Annotated in this window: 17 protein-coding genes and 1 tRNA gene; 7 read left to right on the top strand and 11 right to left on the bottom strand. The window is 58.4% G+C overall.

What is annotated here, in order from left to right:
- Positions 1-14 precede the first annotated feature (14 nt).
- Both DLM45_RS00575 and DLM45_RS00570 read right to left on the bottom strand, forming a co-directional pair.
- Positions 15-2360, bottom strand: a complete 2346-nt coding sequence (locus DLM45_RS00575; protein ID WP_181335068.1) for a TonB-dependent siderophore receptor — start codon at positions 2358-2360, stop codon at positions 15-17.
- 140 nt (positions 2361-2500) lie between these two features.
- Positions 2501-3298 carry a cobalamin-binding protein gene (locus DLM45_RS00570; protein ID WP_181335067.1) on the bottom strand — a complete coding sequence of 266 codons (798 nt, stop codon included), beginning with the start codon at positions 3296-3298 and terminating at the stop codon, positions 2501-2503.
- Positions 3299-3485: 187 nt separating this feature from the next.
- Between DLM45_RS00570 and DLM45_RS00565 the strand changes: the two genes are divergently transcribed.
- Positions 3486-3680 (top strand): hypothetical protein, encoded by a 195-nt coding sequence (locus DLM45_RS00565; RefSeq protein ID WP_181335066.1) that lies wholly within the window; start codon positions 3486-3488, stop codon positions 3678-3680.
- Between the two features lie 95 nt (positions 3681-3775).
- The gene (ku, locus tag DLM45_RS00560; protein ID WP_181335065.1) at positions 3776-4684 is read left to right on the top strand and encodes a non-homologous end joining protein Ku; all 909 of its coding nucleotides are present in this window, start codon (positions 3776-3778) and stop codon (positions 4682-4684) included.
- A 23-nt stretch (positions 4685-4707) separates the two neighbouring features.
- On the opposite strand, the gene ligD (DLM45_RS00555) is transcribed toward ku, so the two are convergent.
- From ligD (DLM45_RS00555) to DLM45_RS00540, 4 genes are all read right to left on the bottom strand, one after another.
- Positions 4708-5766, bottom strand: coding sequence for a non-homologous end-joining DNA ligase (ligD, locus tag DLM45_RS00555; RefSeq protein WP_181335064.1), 1059 nt, complete (start codon positions 5764-5766; stop codon positions 4708-4710).
- A gap of 19 nt (positions 5767-5785) precedes the next feature.
- Positions 5786-7459 (bottom strand): non-homologous end-joining DNA ligase, encoded by a 1674-nt coding sequence (gene ligD, locus DLM45_RS00550; protein WP_181335063.1) that lies wholly within the window; start codon positions 7457-7459, stop codon positions 5786-5788.
- 189 nt (positions 7460-7648) lie between these two features.
- Positions 7649-7957, bottom strand: coding sequence for a hypothetical protein (locus DLM45_RS00545; protein ID WP_181335062.1), 309 nt, complete (start codon positions 7955-7957; stop codon positions 7649-7651).
- A 159-nt stretch (positions 7958-8116) separates the two neighbouring features.
- The gene (locus tag DLM45_RS00540) at positions 8117-9424 is read right to left on the bottom strand and encodes an NRAMP family divalent metal transporter (protein ID WP_181335061.1); all 1308 of its coding nucleotides are present in this window, start codon (positions 9422-9424) and stop codon (positions 8117-8119) included.
- A gap of 169 nt (positions 9425-9593) precedes the next feature.
- On the opposite strand from DLM45_RS00540, the gene DLM45_RS00535 reads away from it, so the two are divergent.
- Complete coding sequence (locus DLM45_RS00535) at positions 9594-10085, top strand: hypothetical protein (RefSeq protein WP_181335060.1); 492 nt, start codon at positions 9594-9596, stop codon at positions 10083-10085.
- 106 nt (positions 10086-10191) lie between these two features.
- Here the strand turns inward: DLM45_RS00535 and DLM45_RS00530 are convergent, their stop codons facing one another.
- From DLM45_RS00530 to DLM45_RS00520, 3 genes are all read right to left on the bottom strand, one after another.
- Positions 10192-10524, bottom strand: a complete 333-nt coding sequence (locus DLM45_RS00530; RefSeq protein WP_181335059.1) for a hypothetical protein — start codon at positions 10522-10524, stop codon at positions 10192-10194.
- A 174-nt stretch (positions 10525-10698) separates the two neighbouring features.
- Complete coding sequence (locus tag DLM45_RS00525) at positions 10699-11061, bottom strand: PRC-barrel domain-containing protein (RefSeq protein ID WP_181335058.1); 363 nt, start codon at positions 11059-11061, stop codon at positions 10699-10701.
- 28 nt (positions 11062-11089) lie between these two features.
- The gene (locus DLM45_RS00520; protein ID WP_246317092.1) at positions 11090-11641 is read right to left on the bottom strand and encodes a PRC-barrel domain-containing protein; all 552 of its coding nucleotides are present in this window, start codon (positions 11639-11641) and stop codon (positions 11090-11092) included.
- Between the two features lie 143 nt (positions 11642-11784).
- Here DLM45_RS00520 and DLM45_RS00515 point away from each other — a divergent pair, with 143 nt between their 5' ends.
- Positions 11785-12762 (top strand): SDR family oxidoreductase, encoded by a 978-nt coding sequence (locus DLM45_RS00515; protein WP_181335057.1) that lies wholly within the window; start codon positions 11785-11787, stop codon positions 12760-12762.
- A 112-nt stretch (positions 12763-12874) separates the two neighbouring features.
- Here DLM45_RS00515 and DLM45_RS00510 read toward each other — a convergent pair whose 3' ends face one another.
- A complete protein-coding gene (locus DLM45_RS00510) occupies positions 12875-13237 on the bottom strand; it encodes a hypothetical protein (protein WP_181335056.1) in 363 nt (120 codons plus the stop codon).
- A 198-nt stretch (positions 13238-13435) separates the two neighbouring features.
- Between DLM45_RS00510 and DLM45_RS00505 the strand changes: the two genes are divergently transcribed.
- Together DLM45_RS00505 and DLM45_RS00500 are read left to right on the top strand one after the other, a co-directional pair.
- Positions 13436-13511: transfer RNA gene (locus DLM45_RS00505), tRNA-Arg, on the top strand.
- Positions 13512-13709: 198 nt separating this feature from the next.
- The gene (locus DLM45_RS00500; protein ID WP_246317091.1) at positions 13710-15563 is read left to right on the top strand and encodes a L,D-transpeptidase family protein; all 1854 of its coding nucleotides are present in this window, start codon (positions 13710-13712) and stop codon (positions 15561-15563) included.
- A gap of 47 nt (positions 15564-15610) precedes the next feature.
- Here the strand turns inward: DLM45_RS00500 and metC are convergent, their stop codons facing one another.
- Complete coding sequence (gene metC, locus DLM45_RS00495) at positions 15611-16801, bottom strand: cystathionine beta-lyase (protein ID WP_181335055.1); 1191 nt, start codon at positions 16799-16801, stop codon at positions 15611-15613.
- A gap of 197 nt (positions 16802-16998) precedes the next feature.
- Between metC and DLM45_RS00490 the strand changes: the two genes are divergently transcribed.
- A complete protein-coding gene (locus DLM45_RS00490; RefSeq protein WP_181335054.1) occupies positions 16999-18036 on the top strand; it encodes an amino acid ABC transporter substrate-binding protein in 1038 nt (345 codons plus the stop codon).
- Positions 18037-18048 lie beyond the last annotated feature (12 nt).

Genomic DNA, 18048 nt, shown 5'->3' with positions numbered 1-18048 from the left:
TGTCTCGAGACTCGTTACCACTCGTATTTCAACGTCGCGAGCACCGTGCGTTCGGCGCCAAGCCCGCAATAGGCTTTGCTCGTTACGCACGACGCCACGTAGTATTTATCGAATAGGTTGGCGACATTGAGCTGGAAGGTCAGGCCTTCCAAGTTCGGAGCTACGTAACGGAAGTCATACTTCACGGCAAGATCAGCCAGAGTATAGCCCGGCACCTTGAATTGATTAAGCTCGTTGCCGTACTGCGAACCCGTATAGCGGACACCGGCTCCAAGACCCAGTCCAGCGAACATGCCGTTGTGCCAAGTGTACATCGCCCAGAGCGCGGCAGTGTTATGCGCGACGCTGGGGAACCTGTTGCCAATGACGTCTTCATTGGGATCGTCGGTGATAAGCGCCGAGATATGGGCATAGGACGCGATGACGTCGAGGTTGCGGTTAATGCTGGTCTTGGCTTCAAGCTCGACACCCTGAGAGCGGACTTCGCCGGACTGTATCGTGATCGGCGGAACATTGGCGTTTGGCTTGGCGACATTCTGTTGCGAGAAGTCGAACCACGCCGCCGTCAGCAACGTGTTGGTGCCGGGCGGCTGGTACTTGATACCGGCTTCGTAACCTTCGCCCGTCGTCGGCTTCAGGCGACCGCCTTGAATGGAAGTCAGGGTAAATCCGCTCGCCGGCTGGAACGATGTCGAATAGCTGAAGTACGGAGCAATTCCCGAGTCGAACATATAGCTGAGACCCGTGAAATAGGTCCAAGCCGTATCGGTATAGTTGATGGGTGTCAGCGTCAGGTGATCCAACGCATCCGTCGACGCGATGTCGTAGCGCCCGCCAGCGGTCAGGATCCAACGATCATATTTGATTTGATCCTGCAGATAGATACCGAGTTGCTCAGTATCCGTTGTACGGTTCAAAAACTCGAACAAAGACGAAATCGGCGGAGCGGGTGTTCCATAAATCGGATTATACGCGTCGATCGGAGAAAAGCCGCCGAACCGGTAGATGGCATTTCCGCGGCCCGTCTCATAGTCGATGCCTCCGAGCACCTTGTGCGCGAGAGCGCCGGTTGCGAAGTCGGCCTGCGCCTGCGTGTCGACCTGGAAGTTGCGCGTATCGCTGGTGACGTAGTTCAGTGAACGACCGACAGTGCGCCCATCGTTGGAGATAAGACCTTCGGTCCGCACTGCGAGCGTTTCGTTTTCTACGTCCATGTAACGCAGGTTCTGCCGAACCTGGAAAACTTCGTTGATCCGGTGGGCGAACTCGTAGCCAATCCAGAATTGATCGGTCCGCGAATTATCGATATCCGGCTCGCCGAGATAGCGGCTGTACGGGATCCTGCCGTACGGTGCCGAAGACTGCGTGAGCTGGAACGGCACATACTGCTGCGGGCCATAACCATCGTTATGCGCGACATTGGCGAGCAGCGTGATGCTCGTATCGCGATCCGGCCGCCATAGCAGCGACGGGCTGATAAAGTAGCGTTCGGATTCGGTGAAATCCATCTGCAGGTCGGCGTCGCGCGCCAGACCCGTCAGGCGGTATGCAAGCTTGCCCTCGCTGTCGACCGGACCCGTGAAGTCGAAGCCCGTTTCGAGGCGGTCGAAGCTTCCGGTCTGGAAGAAGATTTCGTTATGGGGAACGAAGTCCGGCCGTTTGCTGACGGCATTGACGAGACCGCCCGGAGGAGCCTGCCCATAAAGCGCTGAAGTCGGACCCTTCAGAACTTCAATGCGTTCGAGTTGATAAGGATCGAGAACGGGCTTCGCGAAGGTGAGTGTCGTTTCCGGCGGAAGCACAAGACCGTCGAGATAGAGCGGCGCCTCAAATCCGCGAACGACATACACGTCGTAGACGCCTGATGCCGTGTACTTGTCGAGCATGATACCCGGCACGTAGCGCAGCGCTTGCCCGATAGACTGCGCGGCTTGATCCTGAATCTGATCTTTCGTGACGACGTTGACGGTGCGCGGCGTCTCGATCAGCGGTGTATCGGTTTTGGTGCCGGTCAAGCTTTGCGAAGCGACGTAACCGTCGACAGGGCCATTGCCCCTTTCTGGCGCGCGACCGCCAGCTGCTTCGATACCGACTTCGGTTCCCGCGCTCGGTTGCGCGGAGGCGGCGACAGGAGCAGACGGCTGTTTGACCTTTGCTTTCTTGGTCGTCTTTTTCTTGTTCGGGGTGGGTGCCTTCTTTTGCCCGACGACGACAACCGCCGGCAGCTCGCCCGCGGGAGCTGGCGCTTCGGCAGCCGGTGCCTGCTCTGCAGCGGGAGGCGGCGTGTCTGTCGATTGGGCAGCGGCGCCGCCGCTCAAGAGGCCAACACACAAAATCGCAATTGGTGTAACGCGGCGCATAATCGTGTCCCCCCGGGCCCGATTCATTTCAATTGTGATCTATACGCATCTGGTTAAGAACCAGCCAGTGCAAATACGCCACAATATGCCGGATTCGATTTTATACGTTGATTTACAGCTTAAATGCTGAGGAAGAATCGCTAGCTGCTACTGGCCCATCGCGCCATTGCCGAACGAATGGCGTCCAGCCCGTCCGTGATCGCCGCCGGGCCAGGCTGCAGGATGAGCGGCGACTTGATTTCATAGATATGATTGTTGGTAATGGCGGGAACATTTTCCCAACCGGGCCGGCTCCGTATCGTATCGGGCCGCACCTTCTTCCCGCACCAAGATGCAAGGATAATATCTGGCTTGCGTGCAGCCACGTCGTCCGCCGTCACAACGCGATCTCGCGCCGCCGCTTCTGAACGCTTCTCTGGAAAGATGTCGTCGCCGCCAGCAACTTCAATCAATTCCGACACCCAACCGAGTCCGGTAATGATGGGCTCATTCCATTCCTCGAAATAAACACGCGGCCGAGGCGTCGCTCTGCTCGTCTCGGCAGCAATCGTCTCGATACGCGCTTCGAGCGTCCGCGCCAGATCTTCGGCCTTTCCCGGTTCCGCAATCAACGCGCCAAGCGTGCGGATCATTGCAAAAACGCCTGCAAGATCACGTTGATTGAAGACGTGCACGGCGAGCCCGGCGCGCGCGAGAGAGGCGACGATGTCCGCTTGAATGTCCGAAAACGCCAGAACGAGATCGGGTTCGAGCGCCGTGATCTTTGAAATGTCGGCTGACGTAAAAGCCGAGACGCGTGGCTTTTCGCGGCGAACCTGCGGCGGGCGCACGGCATAACCGGAAACACCTACGATCCGATCCTGCTCACCAAGCAGATAGAGTGTTTCTACGGTCTCTTCAGTCAGGCAGACAAGACGGCGCGGCGGATAGGTTCGCATGGGACTTCAACGTTTGGGCTTGTGCCGAAAGCAGACATTATCGCTACCCGGCATGGAATGGCTCGAAGCGTTAGTCGTGCCACGGTTCATTGCATTTTCATACGGTTATGACGCCGCCGCCGATGCGCCCGCACTCTGACAATGCTATGCTTGGTAACGAGCAGCGCAACCGTTCCTCGAGCCGACGATGCAGTGGATCTTGGTCGAACGAAAACCCGGCGTCGTCTACGCCGAAGGTGAGCAGATCTACCTCGGCAGCGAAGGCGCCGAGGTGCCCGATCTTGACCTGGTCATGAAGTTTCCGACGCGCCAAGACGCTGAGCAGCACCGCCGCAAACTAAAACACCCTTATCATTGGGTTTCCGCCACTTTCCCGAAGTGAGAGGCTGAGCACGAGGGAACAAACCGCCGATCTGGCCGTTGGTATGGGAGTTTTTGCGCCGCCCCGGCTGGCGAAAATCGCGTATGGAGTAAGCCATGGCCATCGCCGCCCGATCGTTCTGGAAGGGGCATCTCCGCCTCGCGTTGGTCACCATACCGATCCGCCTCGTGAGCGCCACGGCAACCGAAGACAAGATTGCGCTCCACCAAGTCGACAAAAAATCGAAACAGCGCATCCGCTACCAGAAGGTAGCGGGAGAAACCGGACGGGTCGTTCCGCAGTCGGACATCGTCCACGGATATGAACTTGACGATGGCAGTTACGTGCTGTTTGAGTCAAACGAACTCGACAACCTGAAACTGACGACGCGTCACACCATCGAGCTGACCGAATTCGTCGAAGCGTGTTCCATCGACCCGCTGTATTTCGACAATCCCTATTACGTCCTGCCCGACGGCGATGTGGCGGAGGAAGGCTATCGCATCATTCGCGATGCGCTGCGCGCCACCAAAAAGCTCGGCGTAGGACAGCTCACGATCCGCGGCCGCGAAAACCTCATCGCGATGAAGCCAAGCGGCGACGGCTTGATGATCGAAACGCTGCGTTACGCGAATGAAGTTCGCGATGCGGACGACATCTTCTCCGGCATCGGAACAGAGAAGCTTCGGCCCGAACTCATCAACATGGCGAAGCAACTCATCGACGAGCGGACGACGAAGTTCGATCCCAGTCAATTCAAGAACCATTACGCGGAAGCGCTCCGCAAGCTCGTCAAGGAGAAGGTCGAGGGCGGCGAGTCGACGGAGGTCGAAGGCGGCGACGATCGTCCCGCTGGAGGCAAAGTCGTCGACTTCATGGAAGCGCTACGCCGTTCTACGGAAAAGTCGTCTGGCGGAAAATCATCGCGCAAAACAAAGACGGCGGCATCGCAACAGAAACGCGAACCGGCGAAGCGCGCAAAGCCTGCTGCGAAATCGAAAGCGAAAACCAAAGCACGCGCCTAGAAGCTCGGCATCCAACGTGCGTGCTATCGCTTGGGTGGCGGTTTCGTCACCGGCCGTCGGATCTGGTCCGTAGGTTTGTCTTCGCGCAATCCCTTGAAGGCAGCGTGCCGCAAAAGCTTATCAGCCGTCCACGCGCGATATTCGATCTGGGCAACAAGCTCCGGTTTCACCCAAACAACACCCTTGCGCTGCAGCCCCGTAAGCATCCCGGCACTCGCGGCCGCATCAACCTTCCGAGGTTTCAGCATACGCATAAGCTCGCTCGCGGTGCGCTGGGAAAAGCCTGTGCCGACGCGGCCCGCATACTTCAAAGTCTTTTTCTCATAATAGCCGACCACCAGTGCACCGACTGCAGCGGTTGAGACGTTCGAAGGAACGTAGCCGAGAATAACGAACTCGTCGGTTTGCGTGCATTTGCTTTTCAGCCAATCGTCATTGCGGCCGGAACGATACGGCCGGTCGCTGCGCTTCGAAACAATGCCTTCAAGCCCAAGCCGGCACGCTTCGCCAAGCATCTTTCCGCCATCGCCCGCGAGATGATCGCTGTAGCGAAGCATCGATCCTTCCCGTTGTTTTCCGATCAGGCGGCGCAATATCTCCTTTCGCATTGTCAGAGACTCGGACCTGAGATCGCGACCGTTGAAGAACAGCAAATCGAAGCACTGCATCACGAAGTGCTCGCTCCGCCCGCTTTTCAGTGCGGACGCAAGCGCAGAGAAGTTCGAATGCCCTTTGCTGTCTTCGACGACAAGCTCGGAATCGATAAGCGCGTTTTCACACTCAAGCTTTGCAAGCGCGGAGGGGAGGGCGCCGAAACGTTCGGTCCAATCAAGCCCGCTGCGCGTAATGAGAAGAACGGCACCAGCGTCGATGCGCGCTTGAATGCGATAACCGTCAAACTTGATTTCGTGAATCCAGTTCGTTCCGTCGGGTGGCGCGCTGACCAGCGTTGCAAGGCACGGCTCGACGAACTTCGGCGGCGGCGCATAGGTCTTCGAGGATGCGCGAGCTTTGAGTTTTTTCGCCGCGCTGCTCCGCGGTGTGCTCGCTCGTTTCACGCCCGCACTGCTTCGCGCTCTCATGCGGAAAGATCCCTCGCGACTACGACGACTTGAGCAGCGCCTTGATTGCACCGGCGAGCGGCCGTTCGCTGTCGCAATAGTCGTCCCACGCCTTGGAGGTCTTTAGAAGTCTCGGAACGGTATGAATCGTGAAGCGCTTCGGATCGAGCCCCTTTTTGACTTGGCTCCACGTCAACGGCATGGACACCGTGGCATCCGGCCGGGCGCGCGGCGAAAACGGTGCAACGGCGGTCGCCATGCGATCATTCCGCAGATAATCGAGGAATATGCGTCCGGTTCGAAGCTTCTTCGTCATCTTTATGAGGTACGCGCGCGGATTGTCATCGGCCATGCGTTGACAGAGTGCGCCAGCAAACGATTTCGCATCGTCCCAGATCGCGGCGGCTCCGCGCGCGGTCTTCAGCGGCGTCACGACATGCAGGCCTTTCCCGCCGGTCGTCTTGCAAAATGCGATAAGTCCAACCGCGTCGAGCCGGTCACGCAACTCCAATGCCGCCGCGACGACGGCCGAGAAATCAACGTCGGGTCCCGGATCGAGATCGAAGACGAGACGCCCCGGCACGTTCGGTTCGAGCGGCTGGCAATTCCACGGATGAAATTCTAGCGCCGCGATTTGCCCGAGCGCGACGATGCCGTCGGTGCTGTTGACTTCGATGTAGGGTTCGCGATCCCCCGAAATCCGAACGAGGTCGATCTTGTCTGACATGCCCCGCATCGCGTGACGCTGAAAGAAGGTCTCGCCGTCGATGCCCTCCGGTGCGCGAATGATGGAGCAGGGACGACCTTTGATATGAGAAAGCAGATCCGGCCCAACCGCATCGAGATAATGCGCCAGATCGATTTTTGTAATCGCCTTGCCTATCCCCGCGGGCCAGAGGATTTTATCCGGGTGTGAAATCGTCGTCCCTTGGACAACGTTTTCGCCCTCATCTGTTTTGCGCTTTGCCGCCGACGCGCGTGCCGTTTTCTTAACGGGAATTCGGCGAAGCGGCCGATCGGATTTTGATGCCGTCTCATCAGCGCCGTCGTTTCGATTGGACTGCCAGACGGCATCTGGAGGGGCAGCTGATCGGCGCTTGGTCATGAACGGCTCCGGCCCGTCGCCACGCCCGCTCGCAATCTGCGCCATCGTGCGCTTCGACGCGACCGAGCGATCCTTTTTCAACACCGCATCGGCATCGCCTGGCTTTGCAGCGTCATCGCGATGCTTGATGAGGAGCCAGTTGGTTCGCTTGTTGCCCGCGCGATCGTTCTTGATGCGCACCAGCACCCAACTTCCTTCGAGCTTGATACCCGAGAGGACGAGCTTCAGCTCTCCGTTGCGCAATTGCTCTTCCGGGCTTTTATCTCCAAGAGGCGCCCAGTATCCGCGATCCCACAGCATCACCGTTCCGCCACCATATTGGCCCTTCGGAATGGTGCCTTCGAAATCTCCATAATCGAGTGGATGATCTTCGACCTCGACGGCGAGACGCTTATCTGCAGGATCGAGTGACGGTCCTCGCGTCACCGCCCAGGATTTGAACACGCCATCGAGTTCCAGCCGGAAGTCGTAATGAAGCCGCGTCGCGTCATGCTTCTGAATGACGAAACGAAGATGCTTTGCCGGACGGATGGTCTTCGCGCCGCTCGGCTCGGCCGTCTTTGTGAAATCTCGCTTGGCGCGATATTCGGAAAGCGGTTTGCTTGCCATCGTCGAGCTTCACCCCGCGTTCGCTGCCGGTGGGACCATGGTCTTCTACAACGCAACACACAAATGAAGCCGCCGGGGAACCGCGGAGGATTCCCGGACGGCCCAGCACCGTCTCCGGCGCCTGACACACGTTGGTACATGCGTCTAAGATCTCAACGTTTCCGGATAGATGAGAGTTCCTCGTCCTCGTCAGAGGCATTGAGGTCTTGGAGTGGCACCGGGATTTGCGCGCGATGAAACACGCGGCACCCAGTGGGGTGTAGCAGCCGGAACGGAGTTGCCTTTTGCGTGGCTCTGCACCAAAGCGGCTGTAAGGACATCGCGCTGGACGTCGCCGTCTGTCATCGCCATCAGCACGCACCGAGCCAGATGCTCTCGTAGATGAGACGACGCGGGGTCAGCACGAACAGCGTTCGGCATCGCGGCCCAGACTTCATCAAGGACACATTGGGCAAATGCGAGATCGTCCGGTTCAAAGACGTTGTAACCCGAAGACATCTCGGCAATCCTTTACTCAGCGGCAACAGCTCTGACTAAAGGCATTCTATAGAAAAGGACCGAGTACGTCGAATATTGAAGTTCGCAGCATATGGCCTAAGCCACAATTAAAGATGCGCACAAATGCCGGAATACGGGCATCGCGCTTCGCATATCACGTTAAAGTGCTTGCAATGCCATAGCGACGCACGCGAGTCCCATGACGAGTGCAGTGAGCCATCCGAGCCATTTCAACCATCCTGCGACTTTGAAACGTCCCATCACTCCGTCATCCGCAGCGATAAGCATCATGAATGCGATGATCGGCACGGCGACCACGCCATTGATCACTGCGCTGTAGTAGAGCGCCTTAATCGGATTGATGCTCGAGAAATTGATCGCTATGCCGATCAGGGTAGCAACCGCTATGGCGCCATAGAACGCGCGGCCCTCCATTGGCTTCAACGAAAGACCGACTTTCCATTTCAATGCTTCGCCAATGGCATACGCGGCAGAACCTGCGAGAACAGGAATGGACAGCAGGCCTGTCCCGATTATGCCAATGGCGAACAATGCAAACGCCAGCTCACCCCCGACAGGCTTTAAGGCCTCGGCGGCCTGCGCCGAACTCTCGATATTGGTGATCCCCGCGGGGTGGAGCGTGGCGCCGACCGTTACGATGATCGCGATTGCTACAATGTTCGAGAACGCCATGCCGATTAGCGTATCGAGCCGTATGCGCTCCTCCGCGGACTTCGCTTGCTTTGGAGCGTCCAGCAACGGCTCGCGCTTCGGCTTCTCATGAATGTCCTCAACTTCCTGCGAAGCTTGCCAAAAGAAAAGGTAGGGACTGATCGTCGTGCCGAAGATCGCAACGACGGTCTCCCAGTAATGTGCGTTGGATGAGAATTCCGGAATGACGAGGCGTTTAAGCACTTCGCCCCACGGCACTTCGACGACGAACAATGTCGCGACATAGGAGAAGAGCGCGAGCGTCAGCCATTTGAGCACGGCGACGTAACGCGTGTACTTCATGAAAACTTCCATGAAGATGCAGATCAAGCCGAACGCGATGACAAAGACGATGCGTGGTCCGCCAGCGAGCAGTGTGACCGCGTCGCCCATAGCGCCTAAGTTCGCACCGATGTTGATGATGTTGGCGAGAGACAGCAATCCAACGAGCACATAGACGAGGGACGGCGGATAGCGGCGTACGATGTTGCCTGCCAAGCCTTTGCCCGTCGTCCGGCCGACGCGTGCGCTGATTTCCTGCACGGCCGACATAAGCGGATAACAGAGCACCATGGTCCACAGCAGCCCGAAGCCGAACAATGCTCCCGCTTGAGAATAGGTCGCGATGCCGCTGGGATCGTCGTCCGACGCGCCGGTAATAAGTCCGGGTCCAAGCAGCTTGAAGAGGCGAGGCTTGCTTGCTCCAACGACCAGGTTTCGTTCCCCGTCTTGTCGCTTCCCATTGGCCCGGCTCATATGGTGCTCGCTCCCTACGGCCGCGCGCGAACACAACGAGTTAATGCCCATTATGTTCCGGGTAACTGCCATCCATTAAGGTGCCTTGCCGGAACTGGTCCGCTAACGCATGGTTATTTGGACAGAGGGTGATGAAGAGCACCCGTAACGGTTAGTTAAGGAGCGTAATATGCGAGCAAAGTTTATCCTTGCGTCTGGAGCTGCATTGCTCCTGGCGTTCGGCATGTCGGCCGCTGAAGCGCGGCCGCATGGCGGCGGTGGCGGCGGCGGATTCCACGGCGGCGGTGGCTTCAAAGGCGGCGGCGGCAGTTTCGGCAGCGGCGGCATGCGTGGTAACCCCGGCCGGTCGTTCTCGGGTCCTCGCAGCTATTCCGGTCCCCGCAATTTCAATCGCGCACCCGGCAATTTTAATCGCGGTGCCCAAGGCAATTGGCGACCCGTCCGCCCCGGTCCTGGCCAAAACTATGGTCGTCCCGGACACAATCACGGACATCACCACCATCATCATCGCCGCCATCGCTACGTTGGCGTGCCGTACTTCTACGATTACGGCTACTATGATGGATACTACGGCGGCGACGATTGCGGCTGGCTCTATCGCCGCGCAGTCAGCACCAACAGCCCGTATTGGTGGAACCGCTACCGCGCCTGCACCTACTAGGCCGAACAGACACGCAACCCGATTAGCGTGAAACGAAAATTGGGCTCCGGATTGAAAAATCCGGAGCCCATTATTTTTGCCTACTTAGGCGAATGTCAAAGCCGTGTTACGGGCTAGACGACCCCGTGCCTTCAGGTGAACTCGGCACGCGTGCGCCAGGATTGGAACCGGCGGCCGGATCGTTCGGTGTATTGGTCGAAGGGCCGGGCTGAACGTTTTCGTTTGTCGTCGGATCGCTCGGATTTCCAGCAGGCGCGGTCACGCCACTGTCACCAGAGCTTGCACCGCTGCTGGACGGCGGCATCGTCGAGTCAGCCGGCTGATCCATCGTCGATGCTGGTGGCGTCGTCTCCGAACCTGGCGAGCTTTGTGCCATGGCACCCGTTGCGCCAAGAGCGGCGATTGCAACGCTGGCTGCGACTGCTTGAATGAACTTCATTTCCAATCTCCTCTTTTGTGCGTTCCGTAAGGTCAACACCTCGCATCCCGCTTGGTTCCGGAGGAAAATTGGCCATTTTAGTGGCCGAGATCGCAGTTCGGAAACGTGCGCACGCAGAACAACGCCCGCGAAATAAATCGCGGGCGTTTGCATTGTGATGGGACGCAAGTGCGCCTAAACGCGTGACTCCGTATCCCAATATTGGGGCGCACCGTATGCGGAATGCAGACGCTGCTCCATCTCTCGATCTCTAATCGAGAGCGGATCGAGATCCGGCGACATCTTCAGCTGCTCTTCCGTCACGCCGGTGACGTAGCCGTTGAGATCGGCATCCCATTTCAGCGACGTCCATGGAATGACGTAGCTGCTTTTTCCAAGTCCAAGGAAGCCGCCGAAACTCAATACGGCATACCGGACTTTTCCGGAGATCGTATCAACGATCAGATCGTCGACTTCGCCGATGGATTCGCGAGACATGCCATACACGGACGTGCCCGGCACCTTGCTCGTTTCCAACATTGTTGCTTGCGTCTGCATTATCTTCCTCCTTCAAACCGATACGGGGTTAGGCGGATTTCCATGACCACTGCGGTGCGGCTTTCAAAGACTCCTTGGTCGCATCAAGCTTGACCACGTCATTGCCTCTCTCGTCGCGACTGATCTTCAGCGACTTGAACGCGACGGCAACCTGATGCTCGCCCATTCCAAGGAAGCCACCGACACCAATGATCGCTGCTGCGGCGGAGCCATCGCTCGCAAGAACGATTTCGTTGATCTCGCCGATGTTTTCATCAGCGTTGTTCGTCACCTTGGAGCCGACGAGTTTGCTTGAGCGAAGTTCGCCGGGTTGCGACTGATACCACTGCGGCGCTGCAACGGTGGACGGCGGAGTCGTCTGGGTCGTTGCGGCAGGGGGATTGGCGCTCGGCGTCGTCGTTGTTGTTTGCGCATATCCCGCCGTCGCGATTACGGGAAAAGCGACGGTCGCCATCAGAACCTTGAGATGCATCTCTGTTTCATCCTTCTGAAGATTGTTGAGGGCGACGCGCGGCTTGAAGTGATGATCAATCCGCGCCAGCAGCGATCGAAATGTTCGCGCTGTCCGTCTCCCATGCATCAAGGCAACGTCTCTTGCGGCGCACGGTTCCGAAGAAAAGGAACGTCGAGGCAGTCGGAATGTTTATCGAAAACATCGGATCTCGCGCGCCATCACGCGTGCGGCACTGCATCATGTCATTTGACACATTAGGATGGATACAGATGAAACGGCAAAAGAGTGCTGCTGAAGCAGCAAAGCAAGGGCGGCGCATTCAGGAGGAAGTCGACGCGATCGACGCAACGACAAAGGCGAAGCCGAAACCAGGCAAGCCAATGCAGGCAGGCGAGCGCGAGTACCCTGAAAAATTTCCGGCACAGCATCTGGAAAAGTCCGGAAGCGAAAAGGATCTGAAGCTGAAGCCGATGTACGAAGCGCCCGGCTACGAAGGATCGTCAAAGCTGAAAGACATGGTGGCGTTGATCACCGGCGGTGACTCCGGCATCGGACGCGCGGTGGCCGTCCTCTATGCACGCGAAGGCGCAGACGTCGCGATATGCTTTCTCGAAGAACGAGGGGACGCGGAGAAAACAAAAGCGGCAGTAGAGAAGGAAGGACGCAAAGCCATTCTCATTCAGGGTGACGTCTCGTCCGCAGACTTCTGCAACGCCGCCGTCGAGAAGACCGTGGCGGAGTTCGGCAAGCTCGACATCCTCGTCAACAACGCCGCCTTTCAGGAGCACACGAGCGACATCCTGGATCTCACGGACGAACACTTCGATCGCACTCTGAAGACCAACCTGTACGGCTACTTCTACATGGCGCGTGCTGCCGTCAAAGAGATGCAGTCGGGAGCGTCGATCATCATGACCGGTTCGGTCACGGGTCTCGAAGGGAGCAAGGAACTGCTCGACTATTCGATGACCAAAGGCGGCATCCACGCCTTCACGCGGTCGTTGTCGTCGCAGCTCATTCCGAAAGGTATCCGCGTCAACGCAATTGCACCGGGTCCGGTCTGGACTCCGCTCAATCCGGCTGACCGGTCGGCGGAAGACGTTACGGAGTTTGGAACGTGTGCCGCGATGGGCCGGGCCGCTCAGCCTGAAGAGATCGCGCCGGCCTTCGTCTTCATGGCCGCGCCATGCTGCTCCAGCTACATCACGGGCGAAATTCTGCCCGTCATTGGCGGTTACGGCAGCTAGAGGAGGCGGGGCGTCGTGGGAACGGGACTGACCAACTAATAAGGTGCGCTCACCTTCGGTGGGCGCACCTATGCATGCAAATGCAACTTTAATCGAATGTTTTGCGCGGATTTTAGTAAAGCTTAGCTGGCCGGGGCGGACGCTTCGCAAACAGATCCTGGTGCATCCGCACTTCCTCATCGACCTTGGTGCGCACCTTGGTGCCAAGGCGACGAGCACCCGTGCCAATCTGCCGCGAGATGTCGTCAGGGCTCTGGTACTCTTCGCTCCACGCCCGATAGATCGCGGCGCCCGCAGTGGCGAGTGCACTAAAAGCGATCACCAGACCGGACGAGGTCGGACCTTTGCGCTCCGCCACCGACGTCAGGAACGAGGTTACGGGAAAGAGCATAATATCGCGCGGAAGCGACCGCGGAGAGCGGAGCGCATAACGGACGATGGCGTTGGTTCCTACGCTTTGGTCAATAAATGTCATGGCCTTTGCATTCTCCCCCTCGCATGAAATCCCTCCCAGCCGGACAACGTGAGTTTCGCGGTCCGGTTCCCGCAATACGCTTCGAAGACTAAAATATTGTTCCGTTTACTCGGTGGACTTGCGTGAGCGCGAAATCTGTCGACAACACCCAGGCTTCCGGCAACAATGCGCCGGCGTATCGTTAAGTCAGTGCCCATCGGTCCCGTAGTTCAATGGATAGAGCGTCGGAATTCGACTCCGAAGGTTGCAGGTTCGAGTCCTGCCGGGATCGCCAGTCGTTCGTATGGCAAACGCATGACGCGATAATGACGAGCGGTCTCGTGGCGAGCATTCATCACAATGCTCAGGACGCACGTTACAAACGCTTAACCAGCATCTACGCTTCTGGATCGAAGCCTGTCGCTGGCCGCCGCTAAGCGGCTATGGTCGCCCGTGACGCCATTCCGAAATGCATGCAAGTGAGTTCCGAGTCATGAAAACCCTACCGCGATGGATCCCCCTCAATGGCCAGCGTGCGGTTATGGCAATCGCGGCATTGATGCTGGTGGCGCACCCGGCGGTCTCGCAAGACGCAGCCCCCTCGGAGACATCCGCACCCGCGTTGACCGGACCGGCGGCAATCATCAGCGCAAGGCTCGCACCGACCGTCGTGACGCCCTTCGACGAGGCGGACCGCGACGCGGTCGCGGCCTTTTATTCCAAACGCGAATTTCGCCCCGTCTGGGTAGACGAACGTGGACCGACACACGCCGCCCGCTTGGCCGCGACCGAACTTGGACATGCTGGCGAATGGGGACTTGACCCAGCAGCTTTCGCATTGCCGTCGCTATCGACGCCGATGTCGCAAGGCCGCTGGACCGACGTTGAAACAGCGGACGCTGAACTGGAACTGACGGCAGCCATCTTGCGCTATGCGCATCAGGCGCAAGGCAGCCGCATCGCCGATCCGACGACGACGCTCTCTTCATACATCGACCGCGCTCCGGTTGTGACGAACGCCGCAGACATCCTCGCCGCCGTCTCGTCATCCACAACGCCAGACGCCCTGTTGCGCGCGTATCAGCCCCAGCAAAGTCAATTCCTGAAACTAAAGGCATTGCTGGCGGAACTGCGTGGCTCCGAACGCTCGACGCCGGACATCACGCGCATAGCGCGGCGCGGGCCGACCTTGAATGTCGGCGACCGGAGTGCGGAAGTCGCGCTTCTGCGTAAGCAGCTTTCGCTTTCAGCGACACCTGAGACGGAGCAGCTTTTCGACAGTGACGTCGCCAAGGCCGTGAAGGCGTTTCAGCGCAAGGCGTCACTTCGCGGAGACGGCATCGTGGGCCCGAAAACCCGCGCCATTTTGGCGGGTGATCGCCCGGACGGTCGCAAGACTGCTGACCGCGTTGCTGCAGTGATCGCAAACATGGAAGCGTGGCGCTGGATGCCGCGCGACATGGGCGAAACGAATATTCTCGTCAACATCCCCGCGTTTTCGATCCGGCTGACCAGCAAGAACGAAACCCTGTTTGAAGATCGCGTCATTGTCGGGACGAACTCAACACAAACGCCGCTCTTTTCCAAAGACATGAAAACGATCGTTCTCAGGCCAGTGTGGAACATCCCGGACTCGATCAAGGTCGCAAAGCTGCTCTCCGGCCGCTCGATCGAATCGCAGGGTTATACGGTTATGCGCAACGGCCGAAAAATCGATAGTTCGCGCGTAAACTGGGCGAAAGCCAACTTGAGTGCCTATACCTTCTATCAGCCGTCGGGCGACGACAACGCGCTCGGTCTCGTCAAGTTTCTGTTCCCGAATAAGCATGCCGTCTATCTGCACGACACGCCGTCGAGATCGCTCTTCAACAGCTCGGAGCGTCTGTACAGTCACGGCTGCGTTCGCGTCAGAAACCCGCAAAAGCTCGCGCAGCGCATCTTCGATATCGATCGCAGCGAAGGCGCACTGAACGTTGCGCATCTCGTTCGCAAGGGGCCGATGAACGACGAAGAGACACTCGTGAAGCCGTTCCCGGTTCACGTTGGCTACTTCACGGTTTGGGTCGGCAAGGACGGCGAGGCTCAGTACTTCAAGGACGTCTACGGCCATCAGCGCCGCATCGAACTGGCCCTTGCAGGCAAGTGGCAGAAGATCGATGTCGGCAAAGATCATCTCGCCGCCGTCGATACCTCACGTCTGAAAGAAGTACGGCTCGGTTCGCGCGGCAGCTCTGACTCGCGTGACAGCAGCCTTGGCGCTCCCATGGGCCTGACGAAGAGCAACGTTCAATATCGGCCGAGAAAAGACACGGTCGGAGATATGATACAGCGCGCGCTCGGGTTCTGACGCGCCGCGGCTGTCAAATCGCATTGAATCAGGAGCGAAGCGTGGCGTTACGCAACGCCCGCGTTGAGGCGTGCAAATCCGTCTTCGAGATCGCTGACGAGATCTTCGACCGCTTCGAGACCGATATGGAACCGCAGCGCCGGTCCGCTTTCCGTCCAGCGTGTCGCGGTGCGATAGCTCGTCGGATCGAACGGGATCACGAGACTCTCGTAGCCGCCCCAGGAATAGCCCATCCCGAAGAAGTGCAAACCGTCGAGGAACGCGGCGAGCGCGATATCGTCGACCGGGTTCAGGATGACGGTAAACAACCCCGTCGCGCCGGTGAAGTCGCGCTTCCAGAGTGCATGTCCGGGATGGCTCTCGAGTGCAGGATAAAGCACCTTCGCCACCTCGGGTCGCGCTTCGAGCCATTTCGCGATCGTGAGGGCCGAACGCTGATGCCGTTCGAGGCGAACGTCGAGCGTTCGCAGGCCGCGCAATCCGAGATAAGTTTCCTCTGACCCCGGGCACGTGCCGAGCGCTTCCTTCACCCGATCAAGAAATCGCGCGGCGCGATCGTTGCCTGTTACCGCGCCGAGCATCGCATCGGCATGACCAACGATGTACTTCGTGCCCGCCTCGATAGAAACGTCAGCACCAAGCGCCAACGGCTTGCAGTAGAGCGGCGTTGCCCACGTGTTGTCCGCCACCACCCACAGATCGCGAGCGTGCGCCGCGTTCGCAATTGCCGGAATATCCTGCATCTCGAACGTCTGCGAGCCAGGGCTTTCGACCAGCACGAGGCGCGTGTTCTCCCGGAAGAGACTGGTAATGTCCGCGCCGATGTGCGGATCGTAATACGTCGTCTCGACCCCGAGCCGCTTCAGCATTTTGTCGGCGAAAGCGCGCGCAGGCTGATAGACGCTATCGGTGATGAGGATATGATCGCCCGCTGAAACGAACGCGAGCAGGGCGGTCGATACCGCACCGAGACCCGACGACGTAAGAATAGTCGCCGCGCCGCCTTCGAGTTCAACGATTGCCTCTTCGAGGGCATGCGTCGTCGGCGTAGCGCGCCGTCCGTATGTGTAGGGCTGCTCCCGCGATTGCAGCGATGCAAACGTCTTATAGAGCACGGTAGAGCCGCGATAGACCGGCGGATTGACGAAGCCATGAAATTGAAACGGATCGCGGCCGTGGTGCACGACAGTCGTTTCAGGACGAACGGAACCCTTCGACGTCTTATCTTTATCGGCCATAATTCAACTCTCTGGAGGTAAGTAGACCACGTGGCGCAAGTTTAGAGTGCGGTCAAGGCCTTGACCATCGGGCCTTGGCGCGGGATGTGTGGTTATCGCGGCGCCGGATCGTTCACGACCATGGCGGCACTGCCTTGGTCTGTTCGCGACAATCCCAAGAAACAAAGATTGAGAAAACAGCCGCCGGAAGAGAGCTGATGGGACTTAAAGGACGGTGTCTGAGCGTTGCGATTGCTGTGGCTGCGTCGCTCGTGAGTATCGGTGCGGCAGCCCAGACGAGTTCGAATGGCACGCTCGACGCCATTCGCGCGCGGGGACACGTTGTCTGCGGCGTCAATGAACACGCGCCAGGTTTCAGCGAAGTCAGTAGCAAGGGAACGTGGAGCGGGCTCGACGTAGAGTTTTGTGGCGCGCTTGCTGCCGCTGTTTTCGGTAACAAAGATGCGGTGAAATTTCTGAGCCTCGCCCAGAGCGATAAATTCAAGGCGTTGCAGAAAGAGGAAGTCGACGTTCTGTTGGGTGCGGCGCCCTGGACTTTAACGCGCGATACTGAGCTTGGCGCACGCTTTCCGGCCGTCCTCTATTATGACGGACAAGGTTTTATCGTCCCTCGCAATCACTCGATTTCAAGCGTGCTCGAGCTATCGGGCGCATCCATCTGCGTCTTGTCCGGATCGAGCGACGCCGCCGCGATCGCCGATTATTTCGGTTCGCGAAAGATGCGCTATCAGTTGGTGACATCCGAGCGCTGGGAAGATCTCCTTCAAACCTACACCAAAGGCGGCTGCACGGTGCTGACGGGAGATGTGTCGCTGCTGGCGTTCGAACGCAGCCGTCTGCCGAACGGCAGCGATCAGATGCTGCTACCCGAATATATCAGCAAGGAGCCGCTCGGTCCTGCGGTCAAGATCGGTCATGATGCGTGGTTCGCAGTTGTGCGCTGGACGATGATAGCGCTCATCGCGGCCGAAGAGCTCGGCATCAACAGCAACAACGTCGATATGATGAAGGCATCACCGGTTCACGAAGTGCGCCGCTTTCTCAGCCTTGAAGCGGACCTCGGCGCGCCGCTGGGATTACCGCGCGATTGGACCTATCAAGTCATCCGCCAGGTTGGTAACTATGGTGAGATCTTCGAACGCACGGTGGGGCTTGGCTCTCCATTGAAACTTGACCGGGGCTTGAACAATCTCTGGACCAAGGGCGGCCTCATGTACGCGGCGCCGATGCGTTAAGTGAAATGACGG

Source organism: Hyphomicrobium methylovorum, from assembly GCF_013626205.1.
Classification (GTDB): domain Bacteria; phylum Pseudomonadota; class Alphaproteobacteria; order Rhizobiales; family Hyphomicrobiaceae; genus Hyphomicrobium_B; species Hyphomicrobium_B methylovorum.
The sequence above is the reverse complement of the archived record's forward strand: the minus strand, read 5'-3'. Positions and strand labels throughout refer to the sequence as shown.